This is a genomic window from Ideonella alba, from assembly GCF_018069845.1.
GTDB lineage: Bacteria > Pseudomonadota > Gammaproteobacteria > Burkholderiales > Burkholderiaceae_C > Ideonella > Ideonella alba.
Genome location: NZ_JAGQDD010000021.1, coordinates 38,831 through 54,710, shown reverse-complemented (window position 1 = coordinate 54,710; position 15,880 = coordinate 38,831). Strand labels below are relative to the sequence as shown.

At 74.0% G+C, this 15,880-nt stretch carries 11 protein-coding genes; 5 read left to right on the top strand and 6 right to left on the bottom strand.

The features are described from left to right. Nucleotides 1-69 precede the first annotated feature (69 nt). The 3 genes from KAK03_RS20800 to KAK03_RS20790 all read left to right on the top strand — a co-directional run bounded on the left by KAK03_RS20800 (nt 70) and on the right by KAK03_RS20790 (nt 2,432). Complete coding sequence (locus tag KAK03_RS20800; protein WP_210856619.1) at nt 70-540, top strand: MarR family winged helix-turn-helix transcriptional regulator; 471 nt, start codon at nt 70-72, stop codon at nt 538-540. A 30-nt stretch (nt 541-570) separates the two neighbouring features. Further along, nucleotides 571-996: an organic hydroperoxide resistance protein gene (locus KAK03_RS20795; protein ID WP_210856618.1), complete on the top strand. Its 426-nt coding sequence runs from the start codon at nt 571-573 to the stop codon at nt 994-996. 89 nt (nt 997-1,085) lie between these two features. Then, the gene (locus KAK03_RS20790; RefSeq protein ID WP_210856617.1) at nt 1,086-2,432 is read left to right on the top strand and encodes an esterase-like activity of phytase family protein; all 1,347 of its coding nucleotides are present in this window, start codon (nt 1,086-1,088) and stop codon (nt 2,430-2,432) included. On the opposite strand, the gene KAK03_RS20785 is transcribed toward KAK03_RS20790, so the two are convergent. Next, the gene (locus KAK03_RS20785; RefSeq protein ID WP_210856616.1) at nt 2,433-3,362 is read right to left on the bottom strand and encodes an asparaginase; all 930 of its coding nucleotides are present in this window, start codon (nt 3,360-3,362) and stop codon (nt 2,433-2,435) included. It lies immediately after the preceding gene. A 78-nt stretch (nt 3,363-3,440) separates the two neighbouring features. Here KAK03_RS20785 and lexA point away from each other — a divergent pair, with 78 nt between their 5' ends. Together lexA and KAK03_RS20775 are read left to right on the top strand one after the other, a co-directional pair. Beyond that, on the top strand, nt 3,441-4,118 hold the full coding sequence (lexA, locus tag KAK03_RS20780) for a transcriptional repressor LexA (protein WP_210856615.1): 678 nt from the start codon (nt 3,441-3,443) through the stop codon (nt 4,116-4,118). A 20-nt stretch (nt 4,119-4,138) separates the two neighbouring features. After that, complete coding sequence (locus KAK03_RS20775) at nt 4,139-4,450, top strand: helix-hairpin-helix domain-containing protein (protein ID WP_210856614.1); 312 nt, start codon at nt 4,139-4,141, stop codon at nt 4,448-4,450. 19 nt (nt 4,451-4,469) lie between these two features. Here the strand turns inward: KAK03_RS20775 and KAK03_RS20770 are convergent, their stop codons facing one another. The 5 genes from KAK03_RS20770 to KAK03_RS20750 form a co-directional block, all read right to left on the bottom strand. After that, nucleotides 4,470-5,708, bottom strand: a complete 1,239-nt coding sequence (locus KAK03_RS20770; RefSeq protein ID WP_210856613.1) for an MFS transporter — start codon at nt 5,706-5,708, stop codon at nt 4,470-4,472. Between the two features lie 12 nt (nt 5,709-5,720). Further along, the gene (locus KAK03_RS20765) at nt 5,721-8,012 is read right to left on the bottom strand and encodes a protein kinase domain-containing protein (protein ID WP_210856612.1); all 2,292 of its coding nucleotides are present in this window, start codon (nt 8,010-8,012) and stop codon (nt 5,721-5,723) included. Then, complete coding sequence (locus KAK03_RS20760) at nt 8,009-9,829, bottom strand: serine/threonine protein kinase (protein ID WP_210856611.1); 1,821 nt, start codon at nt 9,827-9,829, stop codon at nt 8,009-8,011. The genes KAK03_RS20765 and KAK03_RS20760 overlap by 4 nt, the downstream gene beginning before the upstream one ends. An 86-nt stretch (nt 9,830-9,915) precedes the next feature. Beyond that, the gene (locus KAK03_RS20755) at nt 9,916-13,227 is read right to left on the bottom strand and encodes a UvrD-helicase domain-containing protein (protein WP_210856610.1); all 3,312 of its coding nucleotides are present in this window, start codon (nt 13,225-13,227) and stop codon (nt 9,916-9,918) included. Beyond that, on the bottom strand, nt 13,224-15,875 hold the full coding sequence (locus KAK03_RS20750; protein ID WP_210856609.1) for a PD-(D/E)XK nuclease family protein: 2,652 nt from the start codon (nt 15,873-15,875) through the stop codon (nt 13,224-13,226). Before KAK03_RS20750 ends, KAK03_RS20755 begins: the two co-directional genes overlap by 4 nt. Nucleotides 15,876-15,880: the final 5 nt, after the last annotated feature.

Sequence of the window (15,880 nt, the reverse complement as noted above, 5' to 3'; positions counted from 1 at the left end):
AGGGCGTGCGCCCGGGCCCAAAGACCATTTCAATTGTGTGCAATTGAATTGTGTGAAATCATTCAGCCCATGACATCGCGCCCCTCCGCTTCCGCTGTCCCGGCCGCCGACTGGCTGTCGCTGGACCGTCAGCTGTGCCACGCGATCTACGCGGCCTCGCTGACCATGACCCGGCTGTACAAACCGCTGCTGGACCCCCTGGGCCTGACCTACCCGCAGTACCTGGTGATGCTGGCCCTGTGGGAGCAGGACAACGCCACGGTCAGCGAACTCGGCCAGCGCCTGGGACTGGACTCGGGCACGCTGACCCCGCTGCTCAAGCGCCTGGAGGCCGCCGGCCGCGTGCAGCGCCTGCGCGACAGCGCCGATGAGCGCCGCGTGCGCCTGCGTCTGACCCCCGCCGGCCGCGCACTGCGCGAACAGGCCCTGGCCGTGCCGCAGGCGATTGCCTGCGCCAGCGGTTGCCAGCTCGATGAAATCACCGATCTGACGCGTCGCCTGCAGGCGCTGCGTCACCACCTGGACCAGGCCGCCGCCTGATCCCTTTCACCCCCCCATCAGGAGATGACCATGGCCCTGGAAAAAGTCCTCTATACCGCGCACGCCACCGCCACCGGCGGCCGCACCGGCTCTGCCAAGTCGGACGACGGCAAGCTCAACGTCGAGCTGTCCACCCCGCGTGAGCTGGGTGGCGCCGGCGGCAACGGCACCAACCCCGAGCAGATGTTCGCGGCCGGCTACTCGGCCTGCTTCATCGGCGCGATGGGCGCGGTCGCTGCCTCGCAGAAGTTCAAGCTGCCGCCCGATGTGAGCATCAGCGCCGATGTCGGCATCGGCCCGATCCCGGGCGGCTTCGGCATCCAGGTCGCGATGGCCATCAGCCTGCCGGGCATGGAGCGCGCCGCCGCCGAAGCGCTGGTGGCGGCCGCCCACCAGGTCTGCCCCTACAGCAATGCCACCCGCGGCAACATCGACGTGGTGCTGACCGTCGTCTGAAGCGCCGTCACCCAGGTGTCATGGCGCCGCCATGACACCGTCATGCGGCCTCACGAGCATGGCGGGATCCGTGACCAACGCTTCCCGCCATGCCGTCCATCTGCCGTACCTGCCTGTCCACCCTGGCCCTGGCCGCCCTGCTCGCCAGCGCCCAGGCCGCCCCCACGCTGATCGCCCGCGGCAGCCTGCCCGGTGACGCCGCCGACCTGTCCGGTCTCAGCGGCACCCTGGAGAACGGCGCCCCCGCCAACCTGCTGGGTGGGCTCGGCTCGGCCCTGGCCTGGGCCGGTGGCACCACCTTCATCGCCCTGCCCGACCGCGGCCCCAACGCCTCGGCCTGGAATGCGGCGGTCGACAACACCACCAGCTGGATTCCGCGCTTCCACACACTGTCGATCGCGCTGAGCCCCAACCCGGCGGGCCCGCTGCCCTTCACGCTGACGCCCACGCTGACCGGCACCACGCTGCTGTGGTCGCGTGATGCGCTGCACTACGGCCCGGCCGTGCCCGCGATCAACACCGCCAGGCGCCACTACTTCAGCGGCCGCAGCGACAACTTCGGCCCCGGCGATTCGCTCGACCCGCTGCACGCCCGCCTCGATCCGGAAGGCCTGCGCGTTTCGCGCAACGGCAAGACGGTCTACATCAGCGACGAGTACGGCGCCTACGTCTACGCCTTCGACCGCGCCTCCGGCAAGCGCCAGCGCGCGTTCTCGCTGCCCTCGGCCACCTTTGCGGCGCACACGCTGGCGGCCACCGGCGCGGCCGAGATCAGCGGCAACACCACGGGTCGCGTGGCCAACAAGGGCATGGAAGGCCTGGCGATCACGCCCGACGGCCGGTTCCTGATCGGCTTCATGCAAAGCCCGCTGCTGCAGGACGGCGGCGACGGCGGTCGCGCCAACCGCATCGTGCGCATCGAGATCGCGACCGGCACCGTCGAGCAGTTCGCCTACGACAACTTCATCCCGGCGATGAACAAGGCCTACAACAGCAGCGAGATCCTGGCCATCAACAGCCACGAGTTCCTGGTGCTGGAGCGCGACGGCAAGGGCCTGGGCGATGGCACGCTGGCGGTGGTCAAGCAGCTGTGGAAGGTGGACCTGAGCGGCGCCACCGACGTGAGCGGTCTGAGCGGCGCGGCGGCCCTGCTGGCCGTGGCGCCCACCAAGACGCTGTTCCTGGACCTGCGCGCGGCACTCAATGCCGCCGGCATCGCCGACGCCGACATCCCGGCCAAGCTCGAGGGCGCGGCCTTCGGTGAGGACGTGGTGATCGACGGCGTCACCAAGCACACGCTGTACCTGGCCAACGACAACGATTTCCTGGCCAGCGTGGGCGGCAAGGACAACCCCAACCAGTTCTTCGTCTTCGCGTTCGACGACGCCGATCTGGGCGGCTCGGTCTACGAGCCGCAGCGCTTCAAGCAGCCCTGATCAGCGCCCCACCAGCAGGCGCAGCAGCAGCTCCACCCGCGCCTTGGCGGGTGTGAGCGCGCCCGCCGAGGGCCAGGCGCCCTCGGGCTGGCCGACGATGCCGCCGCGCTGGCAGCGCGTGGCCCGCCAGACCTGCAGGCCCCGCTGCGCCGCGGCCTGCAGCGCCGCGTCCAGCGCGGCGTTCACCGTGCCGTTGCCGGTGCCCTCGACCACCAGGCCGCGGTAGCCCGCATCGACCAGCGCATGCACCAGCACCGGCTCGACGCCGGCATGGCTGCTGACGATGCCCACCCGCGGCCAGGCGGCCACCGAGGGCGCGATCGTCTCCAGACTCAGCGCCACGCCCCGGGGCCAGTCGCGCCAGCGCAGCACCCGGCCCTCGCGCAGGCTGGCCACCGGCGGGGCGTCGCCGCCCTCGAACGCGTCGATGCGAAACGGCTGGGTCTTGCGCACGTCGGCGGCCGCCCAGACCTCGCCCCCCACCGCCACCAGCACGCCCTGGGCGCCCGGCTCGGCGGCCAGCGTCACCGCGTCCAGCAGGTTCTGCGGGCCATCGGCCTGCAGCGACGTGGCCGGGCGCATCGACGCGGTCATCACCAAGGGCTTGACCGGCGCCAGCACGCGCTGCAGGAACCAGGCGGTCTCCTCCAGCGTGTCGGTGCCATGGGTCACCACCACACCAGCCACCTCGGGCCGCGCCAGGTGGTGGGCGGCACGGCGCGCCAGCTGCTGCCAGGTGGCGTGGTCCATGTCCTTGCTGTCGAGCTGGGCCACCTGCTCGGCCTCCAGCGTGCGGCTGGCCAGTGCCGGCACCGCCAGCAGCAGCTGGGTCACGTTGAGGCTGCCGGCCGCGTAGCCGACATTGTCGCCCGCGCCGGCGATGGTGCCGCCGGTGCCCAGGATCACGATGCGTGCCGATTCACTTTGCATTTTTCGACAGTCTGGATAAAAATACAGCCACTGGATGCAACCCCAGCCGTGCTCCGCCGGAGCCGGCCACCTCCGCCCATGCTTGAAAGTCCCAAGCTCACCGCCCGGCAGCAGCAGGTGCTCGACCTGGTGCAAAGCACCATCGAGCGCACTGGCGCCCCGCCCACGCGGGCCGAGATCGCTGCCGAACTGGGCTTCAAGTCGCCCAACGCCGCTGAAGAGCACCTGCAGGCCCTGGCCCGCAAGGGCGTGATCGAGCTGGTCGGCGGCACCTCGCGCGGCATCCGGCTGCAGTCTGCCACGCTGCGCGCGCTGAACGAGGCCCGCGGCAAGCAGTTCATGTTGCCGCTGCCCAGCCTGGCCCAGCTGACATTGCCACTGGTTGGCCGCGTCGCCGCCGGTCATCCCATCCTGGCCCAGGAACACGTGGACCAGACCTATGTGCTCGAGGCCTCGCTGTTCCCGCAGAAGCCCGACTACCTGCTGAAGGTCAAGGGCATGAGCATGCGCGATGCCGGCATCGTCGACGGCGACCTGCTGGCGGTCAAGCAGACGCGCGAGGTGCGCAATGGCCAGATCGTCGTCGCCCGGCTCGACAACGAAGTCACCGTCAAGCGCTTCCACCGGGGCCGCCAGGGCGTGGAGTTGCTGCCCGAGAACCCCGATTTCGAGCCCATCGTCGTCGGCCCCGAGCGCGAAGACTTCTCGATCGAGGGCATCGCCGTGGGCCTGGTGCGGCAGCACATGCTGATCTGATGGCCCGGCAGGCTGTACCGATGGGCACGATCAAATCCCCCAAGGCCGCCAGTGCCGCCGAGTGCGACACGCTGGAGCGCCTGCCCAATGTCGGCCCGGCGATGGCCGCCGACCTGCGTTCGCTGGGCATCCGGCACCCGTCGCAGCTGGCGGGTCGCGATGCCTATGCGCTGTACCGCGCGCTGGAGCGCCACAGCGGCAAGCGGCAGGACCCCTGCGTGCTGGACACCTTCCTCGCCATCGTCGATTTCATGAACGGCGCCGCACCGCGCCCCTGGTGGGACTACACCGCCGACCGCAAGCGCCAGTTCGGCGCGCTGCATCCGGCCTGAGCCCTCGCCCCGCCAGGGCTCACAGGCGGTCGCGCCGCCACAGCGCCGGAAACAGCCGCGGCCACACCGCTACCGCCAGCAGCGTGCCGGCGCCGCCCAGCAACACCGAGCCCACCGGTCCCAGCCAGGCCGCGGTGGCCCCCGATTCGAACTCGCCCAGTTGGTTGCTGGCGCCGATGAACACGGAGTTCACCGCTGCCACGCGGCCGCGCATCGCGTCGGGCGTCTCCATCTGCACCAGGCTCTGGCGGATCACCACGCTGACCATGTCGGCGGCACCGGCCACCGCCAGCGCCAGCATCGCCAGTGGCAGGCTGCCGGCCAGCGCAAAGGCCAGCGTGGCCAGGCCATAGACCGCCACCGACTGCAACAGGCGCTGGCCGGCGCGGCGCTGCAACGGGTGCCGGGCCAGCCACAGGCCGCAGGCCAGTGCCCCCAGGGCCGGCGCGGCGCGCAGCAGACCCAGGCCCTCAGGCCCGGTGCCCAGGATGTCGCGCGCAAAGACCGGCAGCAGCGCAGTGGCACCGCCCAGCAGCACGGCCAGCAGGTCCAGCCCCATCGCCCCCAGCAGCACCGGGTGCGCCACGATGAAGCGCAGGCCGGCGGTGAGCGCCCCGGCCTCGGCACCCACGCGCGCCGGTCGACCCTGCGGCGTGAGCCGCAGCACCGCGCCCCCGGCCAGCACCAGCAGCAGCAGCGCCAGGCCATACACCCAGGCCGCGCCAGCGCTCTGGCCTGCGGCGTAGACCAGGCCGCCCAACGCCGGCCCGCCCACAATCGAGGCCTGCAGCACGGCGCCACCGGCCGCCACCGCGCGCGGCAGGGCCTCGCCGGGCACCAGCGAGGGCAGCAAGGCCTGCTGCGACGGCATCTGCAAGGCCCGCGCGGCACCCAGCAGCGCCGAGACCGCGAAGATGCCGGCCGGCCCCAGCCAGCCGCCGGCGCTGCCAGCCGCCAGGCACGCCGCCACCACGGCCTGCAGGCCCAGGCTGGCCAGCAGCGTGTGCCGGCGGTCGTGGTGGTCCACCAGGTGACCGGCCGGCAGCGTCAGCAGCAGCGCCGGCACGAACTGCACAAGACCCACCAGGCCGAGTTGCCAGGCGCTGCGGGTGAGCTCGTACATCTGCCAGCCCAGCGCCACCATCAGCATCTGGTTGGCGGTGGTCGCGGCGGCGCGGGCCGCCAGCAGGCGTCGGAAATCAGGCAGGTCGCGCAGGCGCGGCGGTGGCGCCAACGCCAGGGGATCGGTCGCGGTCATCGGGGCGACAGCTTACGCTGCCGTGCGCACCGCCAGCACCGCCTGGTTGCGCAGGCTGCGCACCAGGCTCAGTTCAGCCTCCGACAGCCGCAGCGTGCGGCGCTGGCAGGCGCCGTACAGCAGACCGAAGCAGCGCCCCTTGAGCATCATCGGCAGCAGCACGAAGCTGCGCGGCGGCGCCTCGCGCAGCACCATGGGCAGGCGCGGGCGCAGCGAGTCGGCCCGGGCGTCGTCGATCAGGGTGTCCAGGCCCTTGCGACAGGCCAGCTGGAACAGGTCCGGGGTCGGACCCTCGCCTAGATCGATCTTCAGCGCCGCCGCCAGCTCGGGCGCGCCCTCGCCCATCCACACCCGGCCGCACAACTGCTCGCCCTTGGGGTCGCGCAAGGCCAGCACCACCTGGTCCAGTGACAGGGCGCGCCACAGCGTCTCGGCAATCATCCGCAGCACCTGGCCCACGCTGCCCGATTCGCTGGCCAGGGTGGCGGTGACGTCGGCAATGCCGGCGGCCAGCAGCTGCTGCACCGCAGCGCTGACCGGGGCTTCGGCCACGGTGGCGGTGAATTCCTCGGCCGGCGCGGTGGGCGGCGCCAGCAGCCGGCTGGCGCGCACCCGTGGCCCGCTGTCGAGCCCCAGCGAGCTGGCCAGGTCGGCCAGCATCGCCCGCGCGGCCGACACCGCCTGCAGCATCGCCTCCTGCGACTGGCCCAGCGGCAGGCCGAAGTGCTCGGCCCAGGCGGGCTGGGGGTCGGCGCCTTCGCCGCGTTCGTCCAGCAGGCGCTGCACCAGCTCATGGGCCGCGCGCACGCGCCAGCGCATGGCCTCGGTGGGCGCCGTCACGCGGTGGCGCGGCGGCTCGCCGTGCGGCACCGACATCGCCTGGCACAGCGCCTGGGGCAGGCCCCAGGAGGCGGCCACGCCCTGGCCCAGGCTGGCGCAGGACACCCCCAGCACGTCGACCTGGGCGCGCTCATCCACCGGACCGTCGCGCCCCTGCAGCAGCTGCGCCTCCTGCGGCAGGTAGTAGGCCAGCAGCAGGCGGCCCAGCTGGCTGAACATGCCGGCCAGGAAGGCCTCCTCGCGCTCGCGGCTGGGAGGCGTCAGCTGATCCACCAGTGCCGCGGTCAGCAGGGTTTCCAGGAACAGGCCCTTCATGCGGCCGGCCTGGGCCTGGTTGCCCATGTGCTCGAGCAGCAGCAGCGACAGCGCCATCGCCCGGATGCCGCCGAAGCCCACCAGCGCCACCGCGCGCGAGACTGTGCTGACCTCGCCCTGGTTGGCATGGTGAAAGCGCGCGCTGTTGACGACACGCAGCAGGCGCTGGGTCAGCGCCACGTCGCGCAGGATCTCAGCGGCCAGCGTGTGCACGCTCTCGGAATCGGAGGCGGTGATCGCCTGGATGCGCAGCACCGCGTCGGACAGCGCCGGGAAGTCGCCTGCCAGGCGCATGCGCCGCAGCAGAAAGTCCAGCGTCGGATGCGCACCCGGGCCCTGCACCGCGGCCGGATGCAGCCAGGCGTTCAGCGCGTCGCGCATCGCCGCGGCATCGGGCCAGCGGCGCGCAGGGTCGCGGGCGGTGGCGCGCAGCACGATGCCGCGCAGGTGGTCGTCGACCTCGTTGTCCACCGGCGGCCAGACCACGTCCACATGACGCGCCTGGGCAATCGCCTGGGTCGGCCCCTCGCTGCGGCGCAGTGGGGCGCCGATCAGCATCTCGCCCAGCAGCATGCCGGCGGCGAACACATCCATCGATGCGGCGGGGGCGGCGCCGGCCGCCGCCTCGGGCGAGATCGTGCCCGGCGAGCCGACGATGCGGCCGTCATGGCTGTCGGTGATGCGCGCCGCGATGCCGAAGTCGGCCACCTTGGGCACACCGTCAGCGTCCAGCAGCACGTTGGAGGCCTTCAGGTCGCGATGCACCACGCCCTGGGCGTGGGCATGGGCCAGCGCGTCCAGCACGCCCAGCATCAGCTCCACCGCCGACCGCGGCGCCAGCGGGCCCTCGCGCAGGCGCGCGGCCAGCGTGCCGCCGGGAACGCACTCGCTGACCAGCACGGCCTGGTCGTCGATCGTCAGCAGGTCGTGCACGGCGACGATGCCGGCGTGGTGCAGGCCGGCCGCCAGACGGGCCTCTTCACGCCACTCGGCGGCCAGTTCGGACTCGGCCTGCGGATGAAAGATCTTCAGCGCCACCTCACGCTGCAGCGTGGTGTCCAGCGCCCGCCAGACGCTGGCCTGGGCGCCGCGGCCGAGTTCGCCGCGCAACTCGAAGCGACCGATGCGCTCGCCGACCGAGGGTTTCACGCCGCCGCGGCCCGCGACGCACCGGCGGAGGCGCTGGCCTGCGCAAAGGCACGGGTGGCGGCCGATGCGTCGGCGACTCCGGCCATCGCCGGGCCTGTGTCCACCGTGCTGGGCAGGGCCTGCAGCGCGCCCAGCATCTCGGGCTGGGTCAGGCCCAGTGCCCGCGCATAGCGGCGCACCACCACCGCCAGCGCGGGGCCCACCAGCTTGGGCGCCAGCGCACTGGCGTCCAGCAGGTCGTTGGCGCAGCTGGCGGTGACGCGCAGGATGTCGGCGTCGATGTCGGGGTGGTGCACCGGCGCGCCGGGCGGAATGCGGCGGATCATCTGCTGCACCGAGTCGTCCAGGCCCCAGTGCTGGGCCACGGCCAGGCCCAGCGCCTCGAGGTCGATGCCCAGCACCGCATAGGAGGCCGCCTCGGCGCTCATGCCGGGCTCGGCGCCGGCCTTGCCGTCCGCCGATTCGCCGGGCTGCATCAGGCGGCGGATCTGGGCGGCCTCGTCCGGGAAGTGGTACTGCACCACCAGCCGGCCCAGGTTCTGCATCTGGGCGATCAGCGAGATCACCTCGCCGTCATAGCCAGCCGGCGCCAGCCGCGTGGCCACGCCGCCGGCGCGCTGCACGCGCCGCATCAGCGCCGCCATCTCGGTGGCCGCCGCCTCGTCCATCGGACCGGGCCAGGGCCGCAGCGACAGCGCCGCGCGGCGCACGCCCTCCAGGCCCAGCATCGCGATCGCCCGACGCAGCATCAGCACCGGGCCGTCGCTGGACACGGCGTGGCCCTGCACGGTGGCGCCATTGACCAGGCGCAGCAGCTCGAAGGCCAGCGCCATGTCGCCCAGCACCACCTCGGCCAGCTCGCTGGTGCGGCCGCGCTCCATCAGCGCCAGGTGCGCCACGCGGTCGGCGCCCCCGGGCATGGCCGGCAGCACGCCGGCGGCGCGGATGCGGTCGAGCAGCAGGGCCAGCGGCCCGCCCTCCAGTTCGGCATTGGCCTTGATCCAGCCGTCCAGCGCCCGCTGCAGCGTGCGCGCATTGCGGTAGCGCTGGCGCGGCTGGCGGTCGGTGGCGCGGTTGACGATGGCCCGCAGCGCATCCGGTATCGGCCGCGGCACGTTCCACGGCAGGCGCACGAAGTCATTGCCCAGCGGCGGCATCATCGCCACCACGCGGGCCACATCGGTCTGGTCCAGCGCTGGCTGGCCGGCCAGTCCATGGTGCATCACGATGCCCAGCGCGAGCACATCGCCCACGGCGGCGTCGCGCACCTGGCGGAGCTCTTCCATCGCCCCCACCACCGCGGCGCCACCGCTGCGTTGCGGCACCTCCAGGCCCAGCACCTGCACGCGGCCGCCGTCGTCCACGCTGAGCAGCCACGGCTGCACATCATGGTGGGCCACGCCCGCCTCGTGGGCATAGGCCAGGCCCAGGGCAGCCTGCGAGGCCCAGGGGGCCATCTCCTCGGCCGGAATGCCCTGGCGCGAGAAGCGCTCGGCCCAGGTGACCTGGCCATGGCGCTCATAGGCCACGTAGGGCCAGCGCTCATGCTCGGCGATCTCGACCGGCGTGGCCAGGTTCGGATGGTTCAGCCGCGCCGCGCGGCGCACGCTCTGCATCCAGGCCGCGGCGGCCTCGCCTTGCGGCTGCTGGCGCGGCATCACCAGCATCCATTCGGTGCCCTGGCGCTCATCGGCGGCATGCCAGGCCATGGTGCGCTCGCTCTTGCCCAGCAGGCGCAGCAGCTGGTAGCGCCCGAAGCGCCGCACCGGGGCGGTGGGGGCTTTCGGGGCGTCGTCGGAACGGGCGGGAGCACTCATGGCAGCGGACACGGCGGGCAGCTTGGCTCCGATTGAACCGCGCGCACCGCCGACCCGTAGTCCGGAAGTAGCGGCGCCAAACCCGGCTATTCGCTGGCGTCGAGCGGATGCACCCGGCCGTCCCCGCCCACCAGCAGCGCGCGGACCCGCTCGCCCGGCTGCAGCCGCCGGACCGCGGCCACGTAGGCCGCCAGCTGTTCTCGGTAGGCCGGCTGGGTGTGCGGCGCATGGTCCAGCTTGTAGTCGATCACCCACCAGCTGGGCTCGCCGTCGGGGTCGCGGCGCTGCACCAGGCGGTCGATGCGCAGCGCGGCCGCGCCGTCGTCCACCGGCACCTCGTCACCGGCCCAGAGGATCGCCGGGTCGCGCCACCAGGGGCGGAAGTGCGGCCCCGCCAGCACGGCGCGCGCGGCGGCCTGCGGCACGGCGATGTCCACCGGCGCCAGGTCGAACTCGGCGCCGGCAGCACGCGCAGCAGTCTCCAGCCACTCGTCCAGCGACCCGAGGGCCGGTCCGCGCGGCCCGCAAGCCCATTGCATCAGGCGGTGGAAGGCCTGGCCCAGGCGGGTCAGGCGGTCGTCCTGGCGCACCGGGGCCACCCAGTCCGCCGCGATGCCGCTGCCGGCCGCGGCCGGCGGGCGCAGCGCCGCCCAGTCGTCGGTGTGCACCACGGCCTGCTCGCCGACCGGCGGCGGCGCCGCCGGGCTGGGCGTCCAGGGCGCCGCCAGGTCGTGCAGCCGGGCCCACCACGACGGTGCAGGACCGGCGTGGTGCGGCACCACGGCACTCAGCACCAGGCGCGTGCGGGCGCGGGTGAGCGCCACGTACAGGCTGTTGAGCTCCTCGCGGGCCTGCTGGGTGTCCTCGTCGGCCTGCAGCGCATCCAGCGACGGCGCGCGCCTGGCCGCGGAGGCGACGAAGGCCACCCGCGCCGGGTGGTCCTGGTCCACCGGCCAGTCGACCAGCAGCGCGCCGGGATCGGGGCGGCGGGCCTGGGGGTCGGTGTCGAGCAGGAACACCACCTCGGCCTCCAGACCCTTGGCGCCGTGCACGGTCAGCAACTGCACCGCATCGGCCTGGGCCAGTGCCGGCACCGTGGGCGACTGCCGCCGCAGCGCACGCACGAAGCCATAGGGCGTGGCGTAGCGGCCACCATCCAGCGACAGGGCTGCGGCGACCAGGCCCTCGATCACCGCCCGCGCCGGACCGCGGCGCTCGGGCGGCACCGCGCGCAGCATGCGGCCCATCAACTCACCCTCGTCGACGATGCGGTCGAGCAGGTCATGCGGCGGCAACTGGCGGGCCAGATCGGCCCAGCGCGCCAGCAGCGGCGCGGCGCGCGCCAGCGAAGGGGGCGCCTCACCACGGGCCGCCAGGCGCTGCAGCGCCGGCCACCAGGCGTCGCCGCGGGCCTCGGCGGCCAGGGCGATCAGGTCCGGGTCGCTGGCGTCGAAGACGGGGCTGCGCAGCGCCTGGGCCAGCGACAGGTCGTGGCCGGGCGAGGCCAGCACATCCAGCAGCGCCACCAGGTCGCGCGCCTCGGGCTCGTCCAGCAGCGACAGCTCGGCCGGCTGGACATGCGGCACATGCAGCACGCGCAGCGCATCCGACAGGCGCGCCAACACGCTGCGCTTGCGCGCCAGCACCTGGATGTCGCGCGGCCGGCGACCCTGGGCTACCAGCTCGGCGATCGCCCGGGCCACCCAGCGGGCCTCCTGCGCGCCCAGGTGTTCGCGCTCCTCGTGACGGGGCTGGGTCAGGCTGTCGCGCCAGGGGGCGTCGGCCGGCTCGACCGGTTTTGCGGCGCGCGGCGGGCGCTCGGTCAGCGGCAGGCGCCAGACACCTTCGCCCGCCTGCGCGACCTCGGTGGTGTGCGGGCGGAAACCGTCGTAGTCGGCGGCGGCCGCGAAGACCTGGTTCAGCGTGTCGATCACCGCCGTGGCGTTGCGCCGCGTGTGGTCACAGGACAGGCGCCGGCCGCCCAGGGCATCAGCGACAAAGCGTGCCGCGGCCTCGAACACGCGCGGCTCGGCGCGGCGGAAGCGGTAGATGCTCTGCTTCGGGTCGCCGACGATGAAGACCGACAAGGGCTGCTGGCCGCTGGCGCCCCCGCCTGCGCCGGCGTAAGCGGCCAGCCAGGGCCGCAAGGCGTGCCACTGCAGCGGACTGGTGTCCTGGAACTCGTCAATCAGCAGGTGGCGCAGTTGGGCATCGAGCCGCTCCTGGATCCAGCCGGCCTGCTCGGCGTCGCGCAGCAGGTGCAGCGCGAGGTTCTCGAGGTCGGGCATGTCGACCAGGCCCCGGGCACGCTTGAGCGCCGCGAATTCCTGCAGCAGCGCACGTGCCAGCGGGACCAGTGCGGCGTGGTCGTGGTGCGCCTCGTGCTGGCGCAGACGCAGCGCGATGGCCAACAGCTCCTCGGCCAGTTGCGGGATCTCCGGCGGCTTGCCGGCGACATTGCCCCGGGCCTGGCCGGTGGACTTGCTGAGCAACGCCTCGCACGCGGCCTCATAGGCCAGCTCGGCGGCCCCCTCCTGCAGGTGCGCCAGGGCGCGGCTCAGGCCCTCGACCACCGGCACCACGGTCTTGCGGGCGTCCGGGCGCAGCCGGTCGCGCAGCGCCGTGGCCACCGCCACCCAGCCGGGGGCGCGCAGCAGCTCGGTGGGGTGCGCGAGATCGCAGCAGTCCGGGAACACCTCGGCCACCGGCGGGATCGAGTCCGCCAGCGCGCCGTGGACATCCGCGCGCTCGATCTCGATGCGCCGCTCCAGCACGCTGTCCAGCCAGCGCTGCACCACGCTGCGGCCGTGGCGGCCCACCAGGCCGCGGTAGGCGCGGTCCAGTTCGGGCGTCTGGGCCACGCGGCGCAGGAAGCGGCGGGTCAGCTCGGGCCGCAGTTCGTCGGTGTTCTCGATCAGCGCCATGCCGGGCTGCAGACCCAGCGACTGCAGCGCCGCCAGCGGCGCCATGCGCAGCAGCTGCGAGAACCAGCTGTGGAAGGTGCGCACCTGCACGGCCCGGCCCTGCGCCAGCACGCGCTGCTGCAGCGCGCCCAGTGCGGGCGCCATCGCCTCGGCCTGGGCGGCGTCCAGGCCGCGCTCGCGCAGCGCCTGCACGCGCTGGTCGTGGCTGGCGCGCACGTCCGAGAACTCGGCCAGCCAGTCGTCCAGGCGCTCGCGCATCTCGCCGGCGGCCTTGCGGGTGAAGGTGATCGCCAGGATCTGCTGCGGCTGGGCCCCGTCCAGCAGCGCGCGCAGGATGCGCGAGACCAGCATCCAGGTCTTGCCGGCACCGGCGCAGGCCTCGACAACGACACTGCGCGACGGGTCGCAGGCGATCGCGTAGAAGGCGGCGCGGTCGACCGGCTGACCGTCGGCGGCGTAGGCGGCGCCGTTCATTCGTCGCCTCCCGAGTCGGTGACGGCCTCGGCCGCGGTGTCGGGAGGCGCCGCCCAGTGGTCGCGGCGGCACAGGCCGCGCATGTCGCAGTACTCGCAGGCCTGGCCGCGGCCGAGCGCCCGCAGCGGCTCGCCAGCGCGGGCGCGGTCGAATTCGGCGGCCAGTTCGCCCAGCAGGCGCTCGGCGTCGGCCAGCACGTCGGCGTGCTCGATCCAGCGCGGCCCGTCACGCTCATCGAGCGCCAGGTAGGCCGCACCCACCGTGGCGCCATCGGCGACGGCCAGCGCGGCGTAGAAGGCCAGCTGGGTGTCCTCCAGGCCCTTGGCGCGGCGCTTGAGCTCGTCGGCGCGGCCGGTCTTGTAGTCGATCACCTGCACCGCACCGCCGGGGCCGCTGTCGAGGCGGTCCAGGCGGCCATGCAGGCCCATCGCGCCCAGCGCGGGTGCGGGACGCTGGCGGTCGATCTCGCCGGCGGTCCAGCGCCAGCCGGCCTGGTCGCGCGCCTGCAGCCAGGCCAGGTAGGGCTCGCACAGGCGGTCGAAGCTGGCCAGGTAGGGCAGCATCTCGCCTTCGGCCAGGCGGCCGTCGGGCGCCACCTCCTGGGCGCAGCGCCGCAGCAGCGCGCGGTCATCGTCCAGGCGGGCGCCGGCCGCGCGTTGTTCGTGGAAGCGCAGCAGCACCGCGTGCAGCCAGTCGCCGTAGTCGCGCTTCTCGGCCAGGCGGTCCAGTTCGTCGTCGCTGGCCAGGCCCAGCAGGCGCTGGGCGAAGAAGCGGTAGGGACAGTCGCGCCAAGCGTCCACCGCGCTGGCGCTGAGCGAGTCGGGCCAGCGCGCGCCGCTGGCCATCACCGCCGGCTCGGCCACGGGCTGCACCGCCCAGGCGCGGCACGGCGGCGCCAGCGTGGAGACCGGCAGCGCCTGGCCGCCGCGCGCCAGCACCAGGCGCTGCAGCAACGGACTGGGGCCGAGCGGTTCGCTGCCTTCGGCCCGGCGGCGCACCAGGCACAGGTTCGGCAGGCGCAGCGCCTGGATGAAGGCCAGGGCCTCGCGCTCGGCCGCCTCGGCCACACCGGGCAGGCCCAGCGCGCGGCGCAGCGCCGGCCCGATCAGGTCGACGCCCGGCTCGTGGCCGCCCAGGCGCTGCTCGTCGGCACCCGGCAGCACCGCGGCCACGAAAGGACGCAGCATGGCCCGCGCCAGCGGTGTGATGACCACCCGCGCCTGCGGCGGATGGTCGGGCACGACACTGGCCTCGCTGAGCGCCTCGTCGGCCCAGCTGATCAACTCGTCCAGCGTGAAGCGGGTGGCGGCCGCCAGCGCCGGCCAGCCCGCGCCCTGGTTCCAGGGCGCTTCCAGGCGCCACGCCGCCAGCACCGCCCGCCCGGCCGGGTCGTCGCGCCAGGCGGCGGCCGAGGCGGGATCGTCCAGCCACAGCGCGGCCAGGGCCGACAGCCACTCGGCCAGCGGGCGCCGCGCCGGCTCGCGCAGCGGCGCCAGGCGGGACTGGGCGCGTTCCCAGAAGGCCTGGGCCTGGTCGCGCCGCGCCGGGCTCAGCCGGCGGCCGCGCCACAGGGCCTCGAGCACGCGCAACTCCTCGGCCTGTGACGCGAAGGCCGGGTCGTCCTTCAGCCAGGCCAGCCACAGGTCCTCGGCACCGGCCGAGGGCCGTGAGAGGGCCCGGGCGGCGCGCAGCAGCGCCATCGCCCGCGCCCCGGCGCGCGTGGTGGCCACCCGCCAGCCGGTGTCGTCGACCACCTCGACCGCCGCCCGCTCGAGCAGGGCCCGCACGCGGCGCACGGCCTCGCGGTCCTGGGCGATCAGCGCGACGGCGCCCTGCTCATGGCGGCGCAGCGCGTCCAGCACCTCGACAGCGGCAGCGCGGGCCTCGCCCTCGGCGTCATCGGCCAGATGTTCCTGCGGCGGCGGCAGCGTGGCGGCGGCCTCGAAGAGCCGCTCGGGCGGCGGATCCTGGTCCAGCCAGAGCACCGGCACACCGCGCGCGGCGGCCTCGTCCAGCACCGCCTGCACCAGCGGCACCGTGCCGCCGGCGCGCAGGCCGATCCAGGCACTGGGGCGGGCCTCGTACAAGGCGTCGCTGGCGGGCGGCTGCACCGCGATCGACCGCGCGGCCCAGGCCAGCGCATAGCCGGCCAGCGAGCGCTCCTGATCGCCCGGGCCGGTGCCGCCAGCCAGCCGGGCTTGCGCCGTCGCGACCCATGCGGCGCGGCCTGATGGCGGCTGGGCGGCGAGCGCCTGCTGCCATTCGTCGGCGGTGTCGACCACCGCGGCCACCGCCCAGGCGAAGCCCGCCGGGTCGCGCCGGGCCCAGCCGCCCTGGTCGACGCCGCGCAACTGCGCCGCCACCTGCAGCCGGCGGGTGACGGTATCGCCGGCCATGGCCTCAGCCGCCGCCGGGGCGCGCGGGCCCAGTTGCGGGGCCAGCGTGGCCACGGTCTCGATCCGCGGCGCCCAGCCGCCGCGCCGCGCGAAGGCCCGCCGGGCCTGCGGCAGCAGCGCGGTGAAGGGCAGCAGCCAGATCGCATCGCGCAGAACCACCCCTCTGGCCTGCGCCCAGTCGCCCACCTGGTCGGCCAGACGCGCCCAGGTGTGCTCGTCCAGGGGGGTCGTCTCGGGGGGCGCAGCGGTCATCGGCA